This window comes from Galbibacter sp. L-19, assembly GCF_056857615.1.
This window is the reverse complement of sequence record NZ_JBSXNL010000020.1, coordinates 1-16,909: the sequence shown is the minus strand read 5'-3', so window position 1 is coordinate 16,909 and position 16,909 is coordinate 1. Positions and strand designations below refer to the sequence as shown.

At 34.8% G+C, this 16,909-nt stretch carries 23 protein-coding genes; 1 reads left to right on the top strand and 22 read right to left on the bottom strand.

Annotated features, from left to right (window positions below; all coding sequences use genetic code 11):
• Positions 1 to 145: 145 nt before the first annotated feature.
• From AC13CQ_RS00925 to AC13CQ_RS00830, 20 genes are all read right to left on the bottom strand, one after another.
• Positions 146 to 460, bottom strand: coding sequence for a hypothetical protein (locus AC13CQ_RS00925; RefSeq protein WP_482882664.1), 315 nt, complete (start codon positions 458 to 460; stop codon positions 146 to 148).
• A complete protein-coding gene (locus AC13CQ_RS00920) occupies positions 460 to 1,032 on the bottom strand; it encodes a hypothetical protein (RefSeq protein ID WP_482882663.1) in 573 nt (190 codons plus the stop codon). Before AC13CQ_RS00920 ends, AC13CQ_RS00925 begins: the two co-directional genes overlap by 1 nt.
• A gap of 3 nt (positions 1,033 to 1,035) precedes the next feature.
• Complete coding sequence (locus tag AC13CQ_RS00915; RefSeq protein WP_482882662.1) at positions 1,036 to 1,746, bottom strand: hypothetical protein; 711 nt, start codon at positions 1,744 to 1,746, stop codon at positions 1,036 to 1,038.
• 21 nt (positions 1,747 to 1,767) lie between these two features.
• Entirely contained in the window at positions 1,768 to 2,781 is a 1,014-nt protein-coding gene (locus AC13CQ_RS00910) for a hypothetical protein (RefSeq protein WP_482882661.1), read from the bottom strand.
• Between the two features lie 21 nt (positions 2,782 to 2,802).
• A complete protein-coding gene (locus AC13CQ_RS00905; RefSeq protein ID WP_482882660.1) occupies positions 2,803 to 4,107 on the bottom strand; it encodes a S49 family peptidase in 1,305 nt (434 codons plus the stop codon).
• Positions 4,108 to 4,179: 72 nt separating this feature from the next.
• Positions 4,180 to 4,716, bottom strand: coding sequence for a hypothetical protein (locus AC13CQ_RS00900; RefSeq protein WP_482882659.1), 537 nt, complete (start codon positions 4,714 to 4,716; stop codon positions 4,180 to 4,182).
• 47 nt (positions 4,717 to 4,763) lie between these two features.
• The gene (locus tag AC13CQ_RS00895) at positions 4,764 to 5,240 is read right to left on the bottom strand and encodes a hypothetical protein (protein WP_482882658.1); all 477 of its coding nucleotides are present in this window, start codon (positions 5,238 to 5,240) and stop codon (positions 4,764 to 4,766) included.
• 59 nt (positions 5,241 to 5,299) lie between these two features.
• A complete protein-coding gene (locus AC13CQ_RS00890) occupies positions 5,300 to 5,545 on the bottom strand; it encodes a hypothetical protein (RefSeq protein ID WP_482882657.1) in 246 nt (81 codons plus the stop codon).
• 270 nt (positions 5,546 to 5,815) lie between these two features.
• Positions 5,816 to 8,998, bottom strand: a complete 3,183-nt coding sequence (gene dnaG, locus AC13CQ_RS00885; RefSeq protein ID WP_482882656.1) for a DNA primase — start codon at positions 8,996 to 8,998, stop codon at positions 5,816 to 5,818.
• Between the two features lie 48 nt (positions 8,999 to 9,046).
• Entirely contained in the window at positions 9,047 to 10,663 is a 1,617-nt protein-coding gene (locus AC13CQ_RS00880) for a DNA cytosine methyltransferase (RefSeq protein WP_482882655.1), read from the bottom strand.
• Between the two features lies 1 nt (position 10,664).
• Positions 10,665 to 10,961: a hypothetical protein gene (locus AC13CQ_RS00875; RefSeq protein ID WP_482882654.1), complete on the bottom strand. Its 297-nt coding sequence runs from the start codon at positions 10,959 to 10,961 to the stop codon at positions 10,665 to 10,667.
• Complete coding sequence (locus tag AC13CQ_RS00870; protein ID WP_482882653.1) at positions 10,958 to 11,911, bottom strand: RNA-directed DNA polymerase; 954 nt, start codon at positions 11,909 to 11,911, stop codon at positions 10,958 to 10,960. The genes AC13CQ_RS00875 and AC13CQ_RS00870 overlap by 4 nt, the downstream gene beginning before the upstream one ends.
• Positions 11,912 to 12,115: 204 nt before the next feature.
• On the bottom strand, positions 12,116 to 12,580 hold the full coding sequence (locus AC13CQ_RS00865; protein WP_482882652.1) for a hypothetical protein: 465 nt from the start codon (positions 12,578 to 12,580) through the stop codon (positions 12,116 to 12,118).
• Positions 12,581 to 12,588: 8 nt separating this feature from the next.
• Entirely contained in the window at positions 12,589 to 13,071 is a 483-nt protein-coding gene (locus AC13CQ_RS00860) for a hypothetical protein (RefSeq protein WP_482882651.1), read from the bottom strand.
• The gene (locus tag AC13CQ_RS00855) at positions 13,072 to 13,209 is read right to left on the bottom strand and encodes a hypothetical protein (RefSeq protein WP_482882650.1); all 138 of its coding nucleotides are present in this window, start codon (positions 13,207 to 13,209) and stop codon (positions 13,072 to 13,074) included. It abuts the gene before it with no gap.
• A gap of 3 nt (positions 13,210 to 13,212) precedes the next feature.
• On the bottom strand, positions 13,213 to 13,383 hold the full coding sequence (locus AC13CQ_RS00850; RefSeq protein WP_482882649.1) for a hypothetical protein: 171 nt from the start codon (positions 13,381 to 13,383) through the stop codon (positions 13,213 to 13,215).
• A gap of 250 nt (positions 13,384 to 13,633) precedes the next feature.
• The gene (locus AC13CQ_RS00845) at positions 13,634 to 13,909 is read right to left on the bottom strand and encodes a hypothetical protein (RefSeq protein ID WP_482882648.1); all 276 of its coding nucleotides are present in this window, start codon (positions 13,907 to 13,909) and stop codon (positions 13,634 to 13,636) included.
• 11 nt (positions 13,910 to 13,920) lie between these two features.
• Positions 13,921 to 14,223 carry a hypothetical protein gene (locus AC13CQ_RS00840; RefSeq protein ID WP_482882647.1) on the bottom strand — a complete coding sequence of 101 codons (303 nt, stop codon included), beginning with the start codon at positions 14,221 to 14,223 and terminating at the stop codon, positions 13,921 to 13,923.
• Complete coding sequence (locus tag AC13CQ_RS00835; RefSeq protein WP_482882646.1) at positions 14,220 to 14,804, bottom strand: helix-turn-helix domain-containing protein; 585 nt, start codon at positions 14,802 to 14,804, stop codon at positions 14,220 to 14,222. The genes AC13CQ_RS00840 and AC13CQ_RS00835 overlap by 4 nt, the downstream gene beginning before the upstream one ends.
• Positions 14,805 to 14,859: 55 nt before the next feature.
• On the bottom strand, positions 14,860 to 15,132 hold the full coding sequence (locus AC13CQ_RS00830) for a recombinase family protein (RefSeq protein ID WP_482882645.1): 273 nt from the start codon (positions 15,130 to 15,132) through the stop codon (positions 14,860 to 14,862).
• A gap of 145 nt (positions 15,133 to 15,277) precedes the next feature.
• On the opposite strand from AC13CQ_RS00830, the gene AC13CQ_RS00825 reads away from it, so the two are divergent.
• Complete coding sequence (locus tag AC13CQ_RS00825; RefSeq protein WP_482882644.1) at positions 15,278 to 15,688, top strand: hypothetical protein; 411 nt, start codon at positions 15,278 to 15,280, stop codon at positions 15,686 to 15,688.
• On the opposite strand, the gene AC13CQ_RS00820 is transcribed toward AC13CQ_RS00825, so the two are convergent.
• Both AC13CQ_RS00820 and AC13CQ_RS00815 read right to left on the bottom strand, forming a co-directional pair.
• Positions 15,662 to 15,868, bottom strand: a complete 207-nt coding sequence (locus AC13CQ_RS00820) for a hypothetical protein (protein ID WP_482882643.1) — start codon at positions 15,866 to 15,868, stop codon at positions 15,662 to 15,664. The two genes, AC13CQ_RS00825 and AC13CQ_RS00820, sit on opposite strands and share 27 nt — an antisense overlap.
• Positions 15,865 to 16,326, bottom strand: coding sequence for a hypothetical protein (locus AC13CQ_RS00815; RefSeq protein WP_482882642.1), 462 nt, complete (start codon positions 16,324 to 16,326; stop codon positions 15,865 to 15,867). The genes AC13CQ_RS00820 and AC13CQ_RS00815 overlap by 4 nt, the downstream gene beginning before the upstream one ends.
• Between the last annotated feature and the right edge of the window lie 583 nt (positions 16,327 to 16,909).

Below are 16,909 nucleotides of genomic sequence, written 5' to 3'. Positions count from 1 at the left end.
CATACCATTATCAAACCAATTTATAATTGCTTCCATACCTCAAAACAACACAAATGGCAATCGTGAAAAAAGGACATAAAAAAAGCTACTCATATCGAGTAGCTTTTTACAATTAACCAACTTTAAACTAAATGAAAATTACCTATTATGCTTGCTGTAATACTTTTAGCCTTGTTTCGGCTATATTTTTTAATGCTTTGGTGCTTTTTACTTGAAGTAGGAGTTCTACTTCGGCAACCGTTTTACTTTTTAAGAGTAAACCCGCTAACTGCTTTTCGGTTAGCTTTTCTTTTTTAAGCAACGACGCTCCATTTTCTTGCAATTCGATAAAAGGAAAAGAAGGATGTAAATACAATTCAACTTGTGCTTTTTCGGGCAATACACCCGTAGCTACAACACGCCCATAATTGGGAATGTTGTAAATACCTGGTCTTATTTTAAATGGTTGTTGTTTGCTCATTATGCTGGAGTAAACTCGGTTATAGTTCCTTCATACACAGGAGCAATGTAAGGTTGAACATCTGAGAATGATATGGTAATCATTTTATCATCACCAGGAGCAGCTCCACTTGCATACGCAGTATCAGTGTTCATATAAGCAGGGCTCAATTTAGAACCGATTTGCCTTTGTGTTCCATCTTTCTCCGTAACAATAAAAATCATTGGTACACTTTTATACTTTCGTACCCAACCAACTGTTTTTTTGTTTCCACCAGGAATAGATCCTGTAAACTTATTTTCAAAGGTTATGTTTCCTTTACTTCCTTGAGAAGTAGAAGCAACGCTTCCGCTATCTGGTTTCAGCATCATTTTATGAAAGCCTTTGCCAACAGCAAATGTATGACTTGCTTCAGTTGCTATACTACCTGCTTCATCTAAGCTAGTTGCTACGGTTAATTTAGCAGGAGCGCCAATGGTATCAAAATCGGCTAAGGGAGCGGCATATATTTCTACCTCAGAAACTCCACTAGCAATCTCATCACTAGGGCAGTAATCTAAATTTTCGGTTACAATAGTGTCTGTACAAGCCATTTCTTAAAGGGATTTTTGTTCAACGTAGTTAGAATTTCCGTAGATAAGTTCGCTCATTACTTCCTTATCTTTTATGATGTCTTCCAGCTTTCTAGGCTTTCCATCTATATTTAAAGTTTTAGGTGTCGATTTCTTAAATCGAAACTTCAAACCTCTATCGTCTGTAAAAACAGGACGCTTGTCGTTTTTCTCAGCTTCGGCTAAAGCTTCTTTTTGTGCTTCACGCTTCTTATCGTTTAAAGCCTTAGTTAGCGCTACTAACTCTTCTTCTTTAGTAGCTACTATAGCTGTTAGTTCCTGTAGAGATAAACCTTTTGGTTTAATATCAGAAACAAATGCATTCTCGGTTAAAGAAGATATATATTCTTTAAGTGCAGCATTCTCAACCTCTAAAGATTCTATCTTCGCAGAAGCTTCATTATATTCTGCATTAGCAGATTCATCAGTAATTGCTTCCTGTGTTAAATCTGTAGCTGTTGCTTCCGCTGCTTCGTTTTTAGAAGCATCAGCAGTTTTATCTGCCGATGCTTCATTATATTCTCCATTAGCAGATTCATCAGTAATTGCTTCCTGTGTTAAATCTGTAGCTGTTGCATTATCAGATTCATCAGTAATTGCTTCCTGTGTTAAATCTTTAGCTGTTGCTTCCGCTGCTTCGTTTTTAGAAGCATCAGCAGTTTTATCTGCCGATGCTTTTTTATTTTTTGTTGCCATGTTCTTGTATCGTTTTAAAGATTAAGGTATGTTAACACCATCAATACCGTAATACTTTTGGTTTAAGGCTTGAGAGCCTAATCCGTAAATACTATCAGTATAGTTCGCCATTACTACCAACTCATTGATAAGGAAATCATATCCTTTCCAGAACTCCATAAAGATTTTTACTTTATAGTCTTGTTTTTGAATATCTGTAATTGCTGGTTTTCCGTCAAATACATCAATTAAACGAACAAAATTTGCTTCAGTAGTAGCAAAAATATCATCGGTTTCCATAAATGGAATCGCTACGATTTCACGCTTCCCTAAACGTGTTTTTAATTGATTGTCAAGGAATTTGTTCTGGGCAAACTTTTCCTCAAAATCTAATATGTAACGCTCCACATTGTTTTCACTCATGAAGATTTTTTTCACTTTCGATTTTAAAAGATCTGGAAGCGATCTTTCAAACGCCGTAACCTGATCTACAATGTTAGTATCGGTTAATGCAGTTAATGGAATTTTAAAAGCAGTATGGTCGGTACCTGCATCTGCTCCAGCTAAATCTGAAAGTATCTTTTCAATACCATTCATAGATTTACCAAATGTTTCTAAATCGGCAGCGTCGTACTCACCTTTTACTTCAAGGTGTGCCATATCATCGGTTACTTTAGGAATCAATTCCTTTTCAATGATATATTTAGAGATTGGCATGTCTTCTGGCTTTTTACCTTCAGCATACAAATCTGCCCAGTAGCTAGATAAAATTTCAGCTGGTACCAAGCCAAAGTTTACTTTTTGGTGGTAGTTCTTTAAAATTTTATGCTCAATTTGTAAAGAGCCTAGATCATTCCATTCTGGTTTAAAACCTTGTACTACATTGGTAAGTAAAGTAGATCCTTGCGGAAAGTTACCCTTTACCTTAGTAATAGGTTTTGTGTGCTTGTCTAGCGTGCTTTCTGCAGCATAAAGCGATGTACTAATTAAGTTTGGATTGTGTGAAAGATAGGTGTCTAATTCCTTCACTACATCATCAATTTCCATATTTGCCATGAGAGTCTGTTTTTTTAATTATTACTTATTTTTATAGATTGATGCATTGAAGTCGACGTAGCTGTGAGACTCACCTTCTTCTTCGCCTGTGTTTGCTGTAGTATGGGTTGCGCCTGGTTGTTTGCCTAATGACGCAATATGACTTTGCAATGCCGTTATTTTTTCGGATGCCGTTGCATTGGCTTCCACATTAATTTCGGAAGCTTCAATAGCTGCATCTAAAGCCGTGTTAATTGCAGTTACTGTTGCTTGTGCATTAGTAGCATTGGTAGTAGCCTGTGTAGTCTCTGTTTGAGCATTTTGTACCGCAGTTTCTTGCGATTCAATATGTGCTTCAATGGCATTTAACTGATCGTCGTTTAAATACGAACCATTATCAGTAGATGCCAATGGACTTTCTAAACCTAGAACGGTTTGTAAACGTTCTCTTTCTGTTGCTGTTGTAGCCATTGTTTCTTCGGTATTTGTAATGTTTGTTTGCGTGTTTGAGAGTTCAAAAACTTTATCTATTGCAGTTTGCATGGTGCCTAATTCATCAATAAGTCCAAGATCTAAACTGGTAGAAGTATTGTAAGTAGCACCCTTAAAAACCTTCTCGTTAATGTTGGGTCTAGCAGTTTTTATGTCGTTTATAAAAGTGTCTGCCAATGGGTCGAGCTCTTCAGAAATGTATAAACCATAGTTCCCTTTAATAAGTTCTCTATATGCTTGGTTTTTTTCCTCACTCTTACTACTATACACCGTATGTAGTTTTGCGCCTTGCTTTTCTAAATAGCCACTAACATCTAAAACTTGAGTATAAGCGCCAATAGATCCTATTGCATCTGCACGTTTATTTGCTATTATATAGTCTGCCGAAGCGCCAATATAATAAGCCGCCGATGCCATAAGTCCATCGGTATACGTAACAATAGGTTTTGGGTAAGAAGTTAAATAGTCGTGAAATTCTGGTGTGCCATAAACCTGTCCACCTCCCGAATCTATATCAAGTAAAATACCTGCTATTTTGTCGTCGCTTTTTAAACGATCTAACATGGCAATTCTACTTTTTGTACCACGTGGACCACACATTTGGTCGTACTTATAAATAGGAGATTTTATACTCATTACCACTACATACTTTTCGGTAGTGTCGTCTTCTATATCATCATAAAACATAGAAACTCCCGAAGGAGTTGAAGCCGATAAAGATTCTATTGTTGTGTTTTCTACAGCAATAGATTTTCCGTCGAGTAGATTTATTAAAAATGGTAAATGCGCCTCGGCATACGACTGAGTAATATACCAAGGTGAACTTAAAAGACTATGAAGATTGTTTATAGGCACTTGCTTTTGTATTTACGTTCCTTATGTTCTTGGATACAATAATATAGCAGCAAATGCCTCGAAAAAAGGACACTATAAATCTTCCGCCAATTGAAAAGATAAGCCTCTAGAGAAAATATTGAAGTTTACTTCTTCGAATATTTTGGAAGCTCCATAACCTTTTCCATCAATACTTACCGAATACCCTTTTATAGTAGCATGGTTGTTACTGTTTAATTCGTCGTACGTAAAGAGTAAGGGTTGTGCACTGGTTCCGTATAAATGAGAGGTATTTCTTTTATTAACCAATACCACAACCATTTGGTTGTTGTAACTCTCCAATAAGTCTTGTATAGCTTTGTCTTGTGGAGTTTGTGTAAAATTTATGCTTACAGGATACATGGAACCTGAATCTCCAATTTGCGTTTGCCCAGTTACGCGGATATTTTCTGGAAGCAAATCTGTAATAAAAGCTTTTGCAGTTTCGGGGAGGTTGGTTACAATATCATTAATAGCATCGTCCGAAGTAAGGTGGTTAAACTTTGCTAATTGAGTGGCTTCTATTATAGCTACTTGATGGTAGGTATCAATATAACTTTCGTTGCGGGTATTGCATAAATTATAAATCATAACTTGCTAGTTTTTAAAGGACAATATTGCCATTTGGCAAATTTGTCCTAAGCTGTGGTAGGTAGGTTTAAATTTGTTTGAATGTCGTCTTTTTTTCGTTTGAAATCTCGGTATAAGGTTTCAAACTTGATATCTTCTTCCGTAATGTCATATACTTTTAAAAATGAACGCATGCTCTCCATGAATTTTTCATTACTCGAAAATTTATCGATCATGATGTGGCAGTACAATTCTTCTCTAAACATTTTATCAATTGCATCGTTAAATGCTTGAGCATTTCTATAATCTAGATGCACTCCAGTACGCAAGTACTTTTCTTCTTTAAGAATAACAAAGAACACTTTTTCAAAAGATTTTTTTGAGGCGTGACGAATATCATTATTCTTATTTAATAACGAAAGGACTAGATTTCCCGCTACGGTATTTCTGGTAGCGACAATAGTGTCGCTACCATACCTATATTTTAAATACTTATAAACGTGATTGGCTACGGGAATGGATTGAGTGATAGAATAGTCTGGCATAATTGAAAAGAGTTTACCAAATATAAACAATATCCTGCATACCTACAATATTCGGTATTTTAATCCAAAATTTTTATAGGGATGTCTAAACAGGAAGTTGGTACCAATAATCTTTTCTGGTCCAGAAACGATTTCAATTCTTGCGCATCGGTATCTCCAGTAATTATATGCATTCCAGATACTGTTTTGCCATCGCTATTTTTTACAGCATAACACTGACCATAGCGTAATCTATATCTGTTTACTTTCAAATCTTCTACTTGAGCGAGTCTCAAGGTTACTTTTACACTAATATTTTCACTCATAATTTTTACAATTTTCCGCACGCGCGTATAAACTCAAACTATCCAACACATCCAACACATCCCACACCTTTGATTTTCAGTTACTTACATATTAAAAATGTGTTGGATGTGTAGGGATTGGTTTTTACATCCTCACACATCCCTACACATCCAACACATTTCCAACACTATAACTATTTGATTTTTAGTATTATAAGTATGTGTTGGATGTGTTGGAATGATTTTGGTAGTAAAATTTTTCATATTTAAAAAATTGTTTAAAAAAAAATGCTAGAACGGAATCTCGTCGCCTTTACTTTCCTCGTTATCTGTTGTATTATTAGGGGTTGCAGGGGAAAAGGGAAAAGTTGGAGCGATTTCTTCAGTTTGGAAGTTGATGGCATCTGTTAATTCCTCTGCCATATCTTTAGAGAATACTGCAAGGTCAACAACATACGCGCTGGTGCTCTTTGCTTTTCTTCCTGGTTCCATACGGATTCCGTTTTTGTAGTCTATAAAACTCTCGTCTTTTTTAATTTGTTCTTGCATACTGCTTTTGCTTGGTGCGGCTTCTCTATATTGAATGTACCATTGGCGCTGTATTTTTAAATAACTGTTGGTAAAGTTGAAATACAAGTGTGTGCCTTCCAATTTTAAATCGTGACCCACACGAAGCCTATCGTCTTTATGTCCGCGTAACGAAGCCAAGAAACAATCCCACCATTTAGAAAGCATACTTGCTGTAGCTAATTTGCGCTCGAGTGCTTCAATTCTATTTTTAAAATGATCTAGCATTTCACTTTTATTAAACGGGAGCGATACGATATCTTGGAAAATATCATACGTAGCTACCAACACCGAGAAATTTCCTATAATTCTTGACTTTCCATCGGGTAGCAGGGAGTTAAGCATATCCTTAGCACTACGGTAACTTTTCTTAAAGCGTTCCTTAAACAACTCTCTGGAGTTTATAAGATCGTCCGTGAAATAAGAATACAGTTGTTTATTCATGTCTTCTAACGCTTCATAGTTCTTTACTGCTTCGTCTGTAAAGTTCTGAACGTTCATGTCTTCCCAAAGCACACGGGTAAGTAAAGCGTCGTTGTCTGGGAAATCGTTGGAAGTAATAATTACCGATGATAATATAGGAATGCTCTCGGTACCTACGTGTGAGTCTATATTTCCTCTTTTGTATCCACGCCTATCCCATAGGTCTTTCAGCATTTCATCCAAACGTACATCGCCACGCTTGTATTCCGATAGTTGTGCTATTATATTACTGTATTGCGCAAACTCTCGTACTTGGGCTTTTGCGGTAGATACACCCGAAGCCAAACCAATTCCCGTTTGTGGTACACCAAAGAAACCTTGCGCACATGCTGCTAGTTGATCTTTTCCTGTAGAAGGTGGCCCAGATAAAAACAGTAGTGGGAAGTTCCCTATTGATTTTACAACTATATCTTGAAAAGGCGTGGCCAGAGCAAATAGTAAAGTGGTAATGGAATGCTCTCTATGTACTTTTTTTAACTGAAGACTATATTGTTGAAAATTGAAATCTGGCTTAACACACTTTAGTTTTTTCTGCCCTTCGTATTTAAAAGGATTGTTGGCGTAAATGCGGTTGGCACTTGGCACGTAATAAGAAGTGTTCTCAAATTTAAATACTCCGTTTTCGTCGATATCAACAGAAGTTTTACTAGGCACGGTTACTTTATTGTTCCAACACCAGAAACCTTCGGGTTGCCATCCTAGAACATCTATTTTTCTTCCCGTTCCCATTCTGTCGAATAAATAAGCTCGAAGCTTCTGAAATTCTGGTCGGCTTCCAGTAAATAGGTAATTACCATGTGCGGTTACAGCATTGTCAAATTGTTGTTGACTATTCATGTGCTCCGACGGCACATCAAAAATCTTTTCATGCCCATATACATTTTTAATACAAACTAATTTCATAGGGAACTTCTCATCCTGCATGTGCTGTATAATATCAATGGAAAAATTACTGACCGATTTAAAAACATACGGCGGATCTTCTCCTTTTCGCATCCAAATTTGATCCTTGCCCATAAACAGTTGGTAGTTTTTTATAGTGCGGTGGAGTTCTGGAGTCATTTCAATTCCTTTCGGGAGCTCATATTCATTATCTACTTTAAGTACTTCCGCTTCTTTTCTATTCCTATCGGCAATGGCTTTCTTTATCCAAGTCTCTAGCGTTTTTTGTGGGAGTCCACTTTCTTTTTTTAACCAACCAATATAGATTTGAGTAATTGCTTCGTCATTTATTTTCGATACGGTGTTACACAATTCTTTGGCGATGGTGCTTTTTTCAACTTCGTCTTTACCTTCTAGCTCCGAAAGCAACACTTTAAATCCATCAATAGGACTGGCTAGTTCCTCAATAGCTGCTTCCAATCCCTTCTCTGCTATCTCTGATTTATATAGTCGAGTAAAATCATCTGGATCGCACTCTGGAAGGTTCACAACAAAGGTTCTAAATCCTGCCTCTAAAAATCGAGGTATGTTTTTAATTACCGCTGCCTTTCCTGCTTTATCGGCATCCATGGCAAAGGCTACACTATCGGCGTATTTTTTTAATTCCTTTATCTGGTTGTCGTGTATAGAAGTACCGCAGGGAGCAACCGTGTTGAGTAGTCCGTTGGTTTGGAAACCAATTACATCGTTGTAGCCTTCTACAATGTAGGCTTTTCCCTTATTACGTATTTCGGCTTTTGCTAGGTGTAATCCGTACCACGTTCTGCTTTTATCGTACAACAGCGAGTCTCTGCTGTTTACCCATTTCACTTTGGTTTCTTTGGCAAGGTCTCTTCCTGCAATTCCGATAGGTGCTCCATTTTTATCGAAGACGGTATAAGTAACTCTGTTGTAATAAAAGTCGTTGTTTTTAGAAGTAAGTCCTAATTGGTCGCCTTCGGAAGTTAGACCTTTATCAGAAAGTATTTTGTAAATAAACTTATTACCAGGAGCAAAGCCAATTTGGTAAGTGTCTATAATTTCATCATTATAACCTCTCTTTTTAAACACTTCTTCTTTAGCAGGGTGTGCTGCAGGCAGTTCTTTAAAAGCCTCCGTGTATTTTTTTATCGTTGCTTTAAGTAGTGGTCGCAAGTTTTCTTGTTTGGCTACCTTTTCCATGTAGGCTTTTGCTTCTCGAGTATCGTCGTAGACTATATCTTTAGCATAGGCGTTGGCAAGCCACTCGATAGCCTCAGTGAAACTCATGTTATTTTCCATTAAAAAAGAAACGGCATTGTTTCCGCCTTTTCCCGACGAGAAGCATTTCCATATTTGTTTGGAGGGAGACACCATAAAACTCGGGGTTTGCTCGTTTACAAATGGAGAAGATCCTTTGTAATTGGCACCCGATTTTTTAAGAACTATAAATTTGGAGATTACGTCAACAATATCTGCATCTTCTTGAATAGCTTCTATAAATTGTTTTGATATGTATGGCATTAAAATTTAATTTTATTGGTTAAATAAATAATCTCAATTTAAATCGGGCTAAGCAGCTTGTTTTGATTTAAAATGTTCTTTCAAGCTTTCATAGTGAGCTTCAAAAAGCTTTTTCGCAGTTGTAACTTCAACGGAGTTACCGATAAACTTCTTTTTATCTGTCTGGTTTCCTACTAGCTTGTAATCTTTGGGAAATCCTTGTATTTGTAGAAGTTCTTCAACTTCTAACATTCTCATTTTAATGTCAACTATTCCGTAATAAGCCATGAACATTTTTATTTTGACCATTGTTTCACAATCATCTTCATATACAGGAATAGAAAAACCTTTTACTAGTTGGCAAATAATTAATCCCAAAGGTTTTTTATCTTGTCTGGCTATGATTACAGGACAAGGTTTATCAACTGAATTTCCTGGGTTTTTAAACTGCGGATTAAATAAAAAATATTCTGTTGTAACTAAATTATGTTTATCGTTATTCACTATAGTGGCAGCTGGTCCATGAATAGATCTTACGTTATCTCCATTGGAATAATTCAACATCAAGTATTCTATTTTACTGAATCTATCTTTAGTAGTAACTGTCGGGCATGGTTCCTCTGTGCTGTGCGTATTTCCGTTTCCGTAATAACTTTGTAGAAATTCAGCATTTACAATCCCTATTCTACCTTGTGTTGAAACAACTGGAGCAGGATCATCAAGGGAAGGTGCTTTATATTTCCCGCTGCTATTCATTGAGTTATATTTCAGCATGAAATCACATTTTACATAAGCCTGTCCGTCAACTGTCTTTACCGTGCCAGCAGGACCATCAATACTTATAACTTTTCCCATTGGTCTTCGGGAATAATATTTTTTAATAAAAGAGTCATCACCATTAGCCACGAACTTCACTAATCCAGCATAGATACGTTTCAAGGTGTTTTCAACGAGGTCTTTTTTTCGACCAAATATTGAATTACCCTCATTGAGTAAGTTCAAAACTTCACGCACCGGCTTCCATGGTTTTAAAGGATTATCAAACAATCCATTTTCTTTGCTTGGATTCTTTGTATGGGTTTTTACTGGCCATGATATTGGTAAATTTCCTTTTGCGAATTGTGCAAAATATCTAGTTCGGGATGTATATGCGCCAAAGTCAGCAGCATTCAGCTCTTTCCAATCAAATCTATATCCATAACTCCTAACATCATCAATCCATTTTAAATAGTCCTGACCTCGCTTTCTTGATACTGGTTTCCCGTTTTTATCTAGTGGTCCCCAACTCATAAACTCAACCACATTTTCTATCATTAGGTAATCAGGTTTAAGCGCCTCTAAATACATGAACAGATGTTCTGCTAGGGTTCTGCTGTCTGCATCCCTTGGAAGTCCTCCTTTTGCTTTACTAAAATTCGTACATTCTAATGATGCCCATATAGTTACAATACAATTAGGATAAAGCCTCCTAAGTGCATCAACTCTTAATTTTAAAAACCAAACTACTTCAGGGCTTCTAATGTCTTCTTTAAAGTGCTTAGCTTGAGGATGATTAAGGCGGTGGCTTTCAATTGCTTTTTCGTCATGATTTACACATGCAATTACAGTACTATCACAATTAGCTAAATGAATACCTTCAGACGTTCCTCCAGCTCCACAAAAAAGATCTATTACAAATTCTTTCATATCAAATAAATTCTAAATATTCATTTTCTTTAACGATGGTAGTTTCAAAGGGGAAGCTACCTTTTGGGACTTTATTTATCATCTGAATTAATACTTTAGACCCCGTAAAAATCACATGCTTATTTCCATTTCTTTCAATTTGTAAGGTTAAAAGTTTTGTTCCTGGCTTTTGTTTAGAATCATCAATTTTATAATCATGTACCACAATAGGAGTATTTATGATTCTATCTATTCTTATTTTTTCTCCAGTAAAACTTGTTACCTCTGGTTTTATATTAAAGTCTTTAAATTGGTTCATTTTTTTAATAATTTTTGAATTAAATTTTTAGAATCGCAATGTTTAGCCCATCCCCAATAAGAAGCAATAGATTGTTCATTAGGATTCTTTTTTATCATTCGGGCAAAATTCTTTTTAATTGATTTTCTTAATAAAGTATGGGAATGATAAAATACATACCCAACAAAATCAATTCCCCTTGACTCTACAGGGAATATTTGATAATTGCTTTTTACTTTTAATTTTAAGTTAGATTGTAGATAAAAGCTTATTTCACCTAACAATTTGTGTAGATGAGGCTTATTGTTAGAAAGTATTACTATATCATCTGCATACCTGAAGTAATACTTTACTTCTTTCTGCTCTTTAATCCAATGGTCAAAGTAAGACAAGTAAAAGTTTGCTAAATACTGACTCAGATAATTACCAATTGGAAGACCAGGAGCACTATCAATTATTTCATCTAACAAAAACAACAAATCTTTATCCTTGAACTTTTTTCTCAATAGCTTCTTTAAAATTTGATGATCTACACTTGGATAAAATTTAGTTATATCTAGTTTTAAGCAATATTTAGTATTGCTAACATCTCTTAATGTTTTTTTAAGATTATTAGCGCAGTTATGTATCCCCCTGTTTTTTATACAGCTATATGTGTCAGCAGTAAATGTTGAAATAAAAATAGGCTCTAAAACATTCATAATTGCATGATGAGTTATTCTGTCAGGAAAATAAGGGAGACGATAAACTTCTCTTTCCTTTGGCTCATAAACCTTGAATACATCATAATCAGAAGTAGCGTATGTTTTATCTCTCAACATTTCATGTAGCTTCTTAATATTTACAGATCTGTTTTGGTTATGGAGTTTTACTCCATATTGTTTTGATTTTCCTTTTTGGGCTTTATCATCAGCTTTAATAAGGTTTTCGATACTTATTATACTCTCATATATATAACCTATTCTTTTCATCCCTTTGCTTTTTAAAAGTCGCCTTCCATGATAGTACCAACGCCTTATTTATAATCGTCATTTTTTGCATTGCTTGCATGGTTCAAAGTGTTATTGTTCTAAACATAGGTGGGAGCTGACATTCGAATTCGTATTCCAATTATCGTAGTTGTTGTAACGGAAACCCGAAGAACTGAGCTCAAAACACTTTGCAACCTGTATATGTTATAGGAAAAATGATTTATGTAGTTCAATAAATTGCTCTGCTACATATTTCCCTACCAATCTTTTGATAAAGCAAAGGCGGGAGCCGACACTCGAATCCGTAGTCCAATAAGCGCAGTAGTCGCAACGGAAACCCGAAGAACCGACATTCATTGAGAACCAGTTTTCATATTTACGCTCACTTAAATCATCCCAATTAGGAATCCATTTTTCTCCATTATTGGCGAGCCTGTTGGCGGCGCTAATAATGATTACCAATTTTGAAATTGATTTCATTGCTTCTCTATCTTGATCTGGAAAGAATTCAAAATCTGGAATCGCTTTGGAAGCATCGATTTTTTCAATTTCACATGCATCTTCAAACGATTGAAGTGGAAGCATCATTTCTAAGAATTCGTAGCCATACATGTCAATAAATTCTTTTGAGTAGGATTTTTCTATTTGTTGTTTAATTTCTGAAGTCATTTTTTTAATTATTTGAGAATTAACATTGCTTTTTTAAATACTTCTGTGAATTGCTTACCAGCATAAATAGCCAATCCGCTGTTTTTAAAGCAAAGGCGGGAGCCGACAAGCGAACGCGTAAGCCAAGCACCGCAGTGGTCGTAACGGAAACCCGAAGAACTCATAGCAAACCAGATTGAATACTTTCTTTGATTAGAGTCATCCCAATCAGGTTCCCATCCCTCATTTAAAGCCTTAACTATCACAACAGCTAATTGATTGTTGTAAATATGATTTGTGATTCCTGCTTCTTCAAGTTTTCGAAGACTGATCACTTCAGGATCTGATTCGCCTAATTCTTCAATGGCATCTTCAGGAGTCTTAATTCTATCCTTTACATCTTTGAAAAAGAGATTTTTTCCAAGCAAATCTTCCAACAACTTTTTGCCTGAGCTCTTTGCGTTTTCGTGAGCAGCAATAGCTGCTTCTTTTTTAATACTTAGTGTTTCCATTTATTTATTATTAAAAGTTTCTTTTGTTTTTTCAATACATTCTTTCCAAAATTGTTCTATTTCATCCCATGTTAAGCCTTTACAACGAAGCGTTCGGTTTACATGAATTACTCTAGCTGTAGCTTCTTCTAAATTCATTTTCTATTTAAGTTTTTCGGGTTGATTTTTCTTATAAGCCACAAATGGCTTTTCGGTATGCTTATGCCAATCAGCATAGATGTCTTTTTTGTTACTATTTTTTAAATCGGTAACCAATGCTAGTATGGTAACTATTGCTAGCAAAATGGCGATTATAATGATGAAGTAAATCATAGATGTTTAGTTTTCTGTTGCTCTGGTTGCTCCCTTTGTTTTGCCTGCTATTACGCATATCGCCACAACTATAGCTATACAAACTATTGTTGTTATTACGCCTACGCCGCTTAAAAAATTGAATACATAAGCAGTTAAGAGTGAAATGGCTATGGTAATGCATAGACAAAGTCCACACATAAATAATATGATGTTGTTATTTCTGTTTATTTGTTTCTGAAGGTTGTCGTGTTGGTTCATTTTTCTAGGTTTATTGTTTTGAAAATTTCCATGCTTCTACAATTTGGTCTTCTGTAAGGGTGCTATTCACTATTTTAATTCCGAGCTTGATAGAAGTATTTACTTTTTGGTAGTATTCGTTGCAGAGTCTATTGCAACGAAGCGCTTCTTCTAAAGTTGGAAAAGGTTGTGTAGGTTTTGCACACTTTTTAACCTTACTGTAGTAATAATCGCTCACTATAAAAGCCGTTTCAATTTTGGCTCTTAGGTTTTTGTCTTTTATATAAGTATCCAACAGTGAGTTCATGGCTATTACTATTAATCTCTAATAGATTTAACTTGTTGTATAGTGTAATTACATGTCTCCAGTGTTCGTCGTTTGAAAACCGCCGCCGAATTTTTAACGCATTCTTCGGATCCGTTAGGAAACACAACCACCGCTTCGCGCACTGGTAATTGCATTGCTTTTTCATGAAACAACTTGTGGAGCTGCAGCTGAAATCCTTCTCGAGTAATTTTCCGTTCGTTTTCATCTTTAAATCTCACTTCGCTATTATAAGTGCTGGCTATTTGATTTTGACATCGCTCAATGTCTTGCTGAATGGTTTCTAAATTTCTCATGCTATTAATACTTTTTGGTTTTCGGCTTTAATAGCCAATGCTACCTTGGTTGTACAATTGGTTTTATTGAGTAGATTTTGTTTATGCCAATTAAAAGTGCTTATAGAAATGCCTAGAAGTTCGGCTATAGCTTTATCGGGTAGGTCTTCAGAAATGGCATCTAGTATAGAAATATCTCTAGGAGTAAGCTCTTCATTGTCTATTCTTATTTTTTTAGATTCCCACCTTGCGCACATACAATGTTTGCTGTCTCTAAAGTTCTCGGAGGGTGATAATACACCATCAATTATGTCGGCGGTATTATCTAAATCTCCATATAAGTAATACGTAAACAGCTCTACCTCTCGGAAGATATCTTTATGGTGTGCTAAATCTGATACTGCAGTCTCGTCTTTTAAATAAGCTTCTTTTAGTAGTTTAAAATATTTGGATGGGATATCCTTAAAGTACTTTGTATGTCCGTTTTGAAGCCATAAAACTGTTTTAGTTGATTTTACACCAACAAATTCAATATTTGAATCGGATGGAGAAACTCCTGCAACAAGTTGTTCGGGTAATTCTTTTTTAATAATTTTACTCATGATTAAATTCTTATTTAATTAAACAATTGATTTAACCAGGGTCGCCACCCTGGTTTTATTTTACTTGACTTTCTAATTCTCTTCTTCTTGCAGCTTCGCGCTTATTTTCTTTAATCACTTTATCAAAACACGCATAAATAGCTTTCTCTAATTTTAAGTGAGTAATAGGTCTGTTTAGAATGGCTCTTATCATACTTTCCGAATAAGGATGCCCTTTTTCGTTTGTAATATTATTTTCATTTAAATATTGAAGTATCGTATCTGCATAGCTTTTACCAAGCTTTTTGAGCTCTTTTTTAATCTTCTTTTTGGCTTGTTTAGTAATCATAGAAAACTCCTATTTCTTTGTTAACGTTTTATTGTTAATTTTGGTAACGAATTGTTAACGCTAAAGTACATACAATTTTCTGAACTTGCAAACAATATTTTGCATTTAATGGAAAATTGTAAGTATTTCTAATTAGAAAAAGCCTATGAATGCTGTTGAAAGAGTAATGGAAATATTAAAAGATACTGGCTTGAGTGCTAGGAAATTCGAGATGAGTATCGATAAAACAAGTGGTTATTTAAACTCACTTACAAAAAGAGGAAGCTCTCCCAGTGTAGAAGTAATATCGAAAATTGTAGAAGTCTACCCTATATATTCTGCAGAGTGGATAGTAACTGGTAGAGGCGATATGTTTTCTAGACATAAAAATTTAAACTCGGCACAAGAACTAAACTCTAAATACGGTATTGATGTTTCTGTAGATGAAATAATTGACAAAAAAATACAAACCCGTATGGACGAGTTAAAGGGAACTCTAGTTCAATTAATCGTGAATGAAATTGATAAAGAAATAATTCAAGCTAAAGAATCAATATCCGATGGAAAGAGAGATTAAAAAAGCTTTAAGATAATCTTCATCAGATTTTGAAATGGTTGTAGGATTATTAATCATTTGAAGTAAAGAATGCTTTATTTTTTCAAGTTCATTTACATATTCATCGTTTGTATATTTTTCTTTAGATGCTTTTAACTCACGGAAATCATTTACAATTGTAGATAGTTTTTTATTATTCATTTTAGGGCATTTAATTCATTATCAATTTCATCTTTCAAATCAAGAGCAGTGGAGTAGTGGTTTAAATATTTTGAAAGCCAAAAAAGAAAAATAATGATAGGGATTGTTATTGGAAGCGAGTACCAAAAATCATATTCATCGATAAACGAAATACTATAATTAATTACTCCTGTAATTTGAAACAATACCATTGTTAAAGGAATGAGTATTGCGTGTTTCCACCAATGGTGACTTGTCAGATACCATATGGAAAAAGTTATAAGAAATAAAAGTTTTGTAAATAGTGCATGAATAAAGGATTGGACATTGGAAAACCCTCCAGAGTATATGGTAAATAGACCTATATTCCATTTATTAGAATCTACTGGAGCGATTCTGTATAAGTAGAAAATAAAAGGAGATGTAATTAGGAATAAAGAAATTACACCCCCTAAATATAGATTTCTTTTTCTATCCATTTGGTGGGACTTCGTACTTGTCTTTGTCAATTGAGGCTTTGTAAAGTTCATCGTGGTCGGTTAAGCTTTGTTGGGTGCAAGCCGAAAAAAGTATGATTACAGCTGCAACTAATAAATAAATAAATTTTTTCATGTTAAATTACTTTTAAGTTAGACTTAAAAGTAATAAATGATAAAATAAAATCTTATAATATGACAAATTAATGAATTTTTTATATAAAGATTATGTCATTGAGTAAAAAGGGAAATTTCCCCTTAAATAAAGATATTGTCCCACTGATGTCTCAATAAATAAATAAAAAACTGAATACTAATAGGTTACAAAATATATTGAATCCTGGCGAGGTCACTAAGGGTACTCCCAAACAAGTTAAAAACCTTGCAAAATCTATGATTTACAAGGTTGTTGTTGTTTTATAGCTATTGTTTAAATTGAATTGATTTTGGTTTAAAATGTAAATAAATCGGTCAACAAAAATTTAAGAGGTCAACAGTGTTAACCGAATACGTAAAACACAGAGCCATAGTTGATTTGACTTTCATCTTAATGTTTAACCTTAAAGATGACAACTATGAAAACATC

Bases quoted from the DNA above. Each gene is read 5' to 3' on its own strand.
- AC13CQ_RS00925 (WP_482882664.1), bottom strand. From the start codon at position 460: ATGAGCAAACAACAACCATTTAAAATAAGACCAGGTATTTACAACATT.
- AC13CQ_RS00920 (WP_482882663.1), bottom strand. From the start codon at position 1,032: ATGGCTTGTACAGACACTATTGTAACCGAAAATTTAGATTACTGCCCT.
- AC13CQ_RS00915 (WP_482882662.1), bottom strand. From the start codon at position 1,746: ATGGCAACAAAAAATAAAAAAGCATCGGCAGATAAAACTGCTGATGCT.
- AC13CQ_RS00910 (WP_482882661.1), bottom strand. From the start codon at position 2,781: ATGGCAAATATGGAAATTGATGATGTAGTGAAGGAATTAGACACCTAT.
- AC13CQ_RS00900 (WP_482882659.1), bottom strand. From the start codon at position 4,716: ATGATTTATAATTTATGCAATACCCGCAACGAAAGTTATATTGATACC.
- AC13CQ_RS00895 (WP_482882658.1), bottom strand. From the start codon at position 5,240: ATGCCAGACTATTCTATCACTCAATCCATTCCCGTAGCCAATCACGTT.
- AC13CQ_RS00890 (WP_482882657.1), bottom strand. From the start codon at position 5,545: ATGAGTGAAAATATTAGTGTAAAAGTAACCTTGAGACTCGCTCAAGTA.
- dnaG (WP_482882656.1), bottom strand. From the start codon at position 8,998: ATGCCATACATATCAAAACAATTTATAGAAGCTATTCAAGAAGATGCA.
- AC13CQ_RS00880 (WP_482882655.1), bottom strand. From the start codon at position 10,663: ATGAAAGAATTTGTAATAGATCTTTTTTGTGGAGCTGGAGGAACGTCT.
- AC13CQ_RS00875 (WP_482882654.1), bottom strand. From the start codon at position 10,961: ATGAACCAATTTAAAGACTTTAATATAAAACCAGAGGTAACAAGTTTT.
- AC13CQ_RS00870 (WP_482882653.1), bottom strand. From the start codon at position 11,911: ATGAAAAGAATAGGTTATATATATGAGAGTATAATAAGTATCGAAAAC.
- AC13CQ_RS00865 (WP_482882652.1), bottom strand. From the start codon at position 12,580: ATGACTTCAGAAATTAAACAACAAATAGAAAAATCCTACTCAAAAGAA.
- AC13CQ_RS00860 (WP_482882651.1), bottom strand. From the start codon at position 13,071: ATGGAAACACTAAGTATTAAAAAAGAAGCAGCTATTGCTGCTCACGAA.
- AC13CQ_RS00855 (WP_482882650.1), bottom strand. From the start codon at position 13,209: ATGAATTTAGAAGAAGCTACAGCTAGAGTAATTCATGTAAACCGAACG.
- AC13CQ_RS00850 (WP_482882649.1), bottom strand. From the start codon at position 13,383: ATGATTTACTTCATCATTATAATCGCCATTTTGCTAGCAATAGTTACC.
- AC13CQ_RS00845 (WP_482882648.1), bottom strand. From the start codon at position 13,909: ATGAACTCACTGTTGGATACTTATATAAAAGACAAAAACCTAAGAGCC.
- AC13CQ_RS00840 (WP_482882647.1), bottom strand. From the start codon at position 14,223: ATGAGAAATTTAGAAACCATTCAGCAAGACATTGAGCGATGTCAAAAT.
- AC13CQ_RS00835 (WP_482882646.1), bottom strand. From the start codon at position 14,804: ATGAGTAAAATTATTAAAAAAGAATTACCCGAACAACTTGTTGCAGGA.
- AC13CQ_RS00830 (WP_482882645.1), bottom strand. From the start codon at position 15,132: ATGATTACTAAACAAGCCAAAAAGAAGATTAAAAAAGAGCTCAAAAAG.
- AC13CQ_RS00825 (WP_482882644.1), top strand. From the start codon at position 15,278: ATGAATGCTGTTGAAAGAGTAATGGAAATATTAAAAGATACTGGCTTG.
- AC13CQ_RS00820 (WP_482882643.1), bottom strand. From the start codon at position 15,868: ATGAATAATAAAAAACTATCTACAATTGTAAATGATTTCCGTGAGTTA.
- AC13CQ_RS00815 (WP_482882642.1), bottom strand. From the start codon at position 16,326: ATGGATAGAAAAAGAAATCTATATTTAGGGGGTGTAATTTCTTTATTC.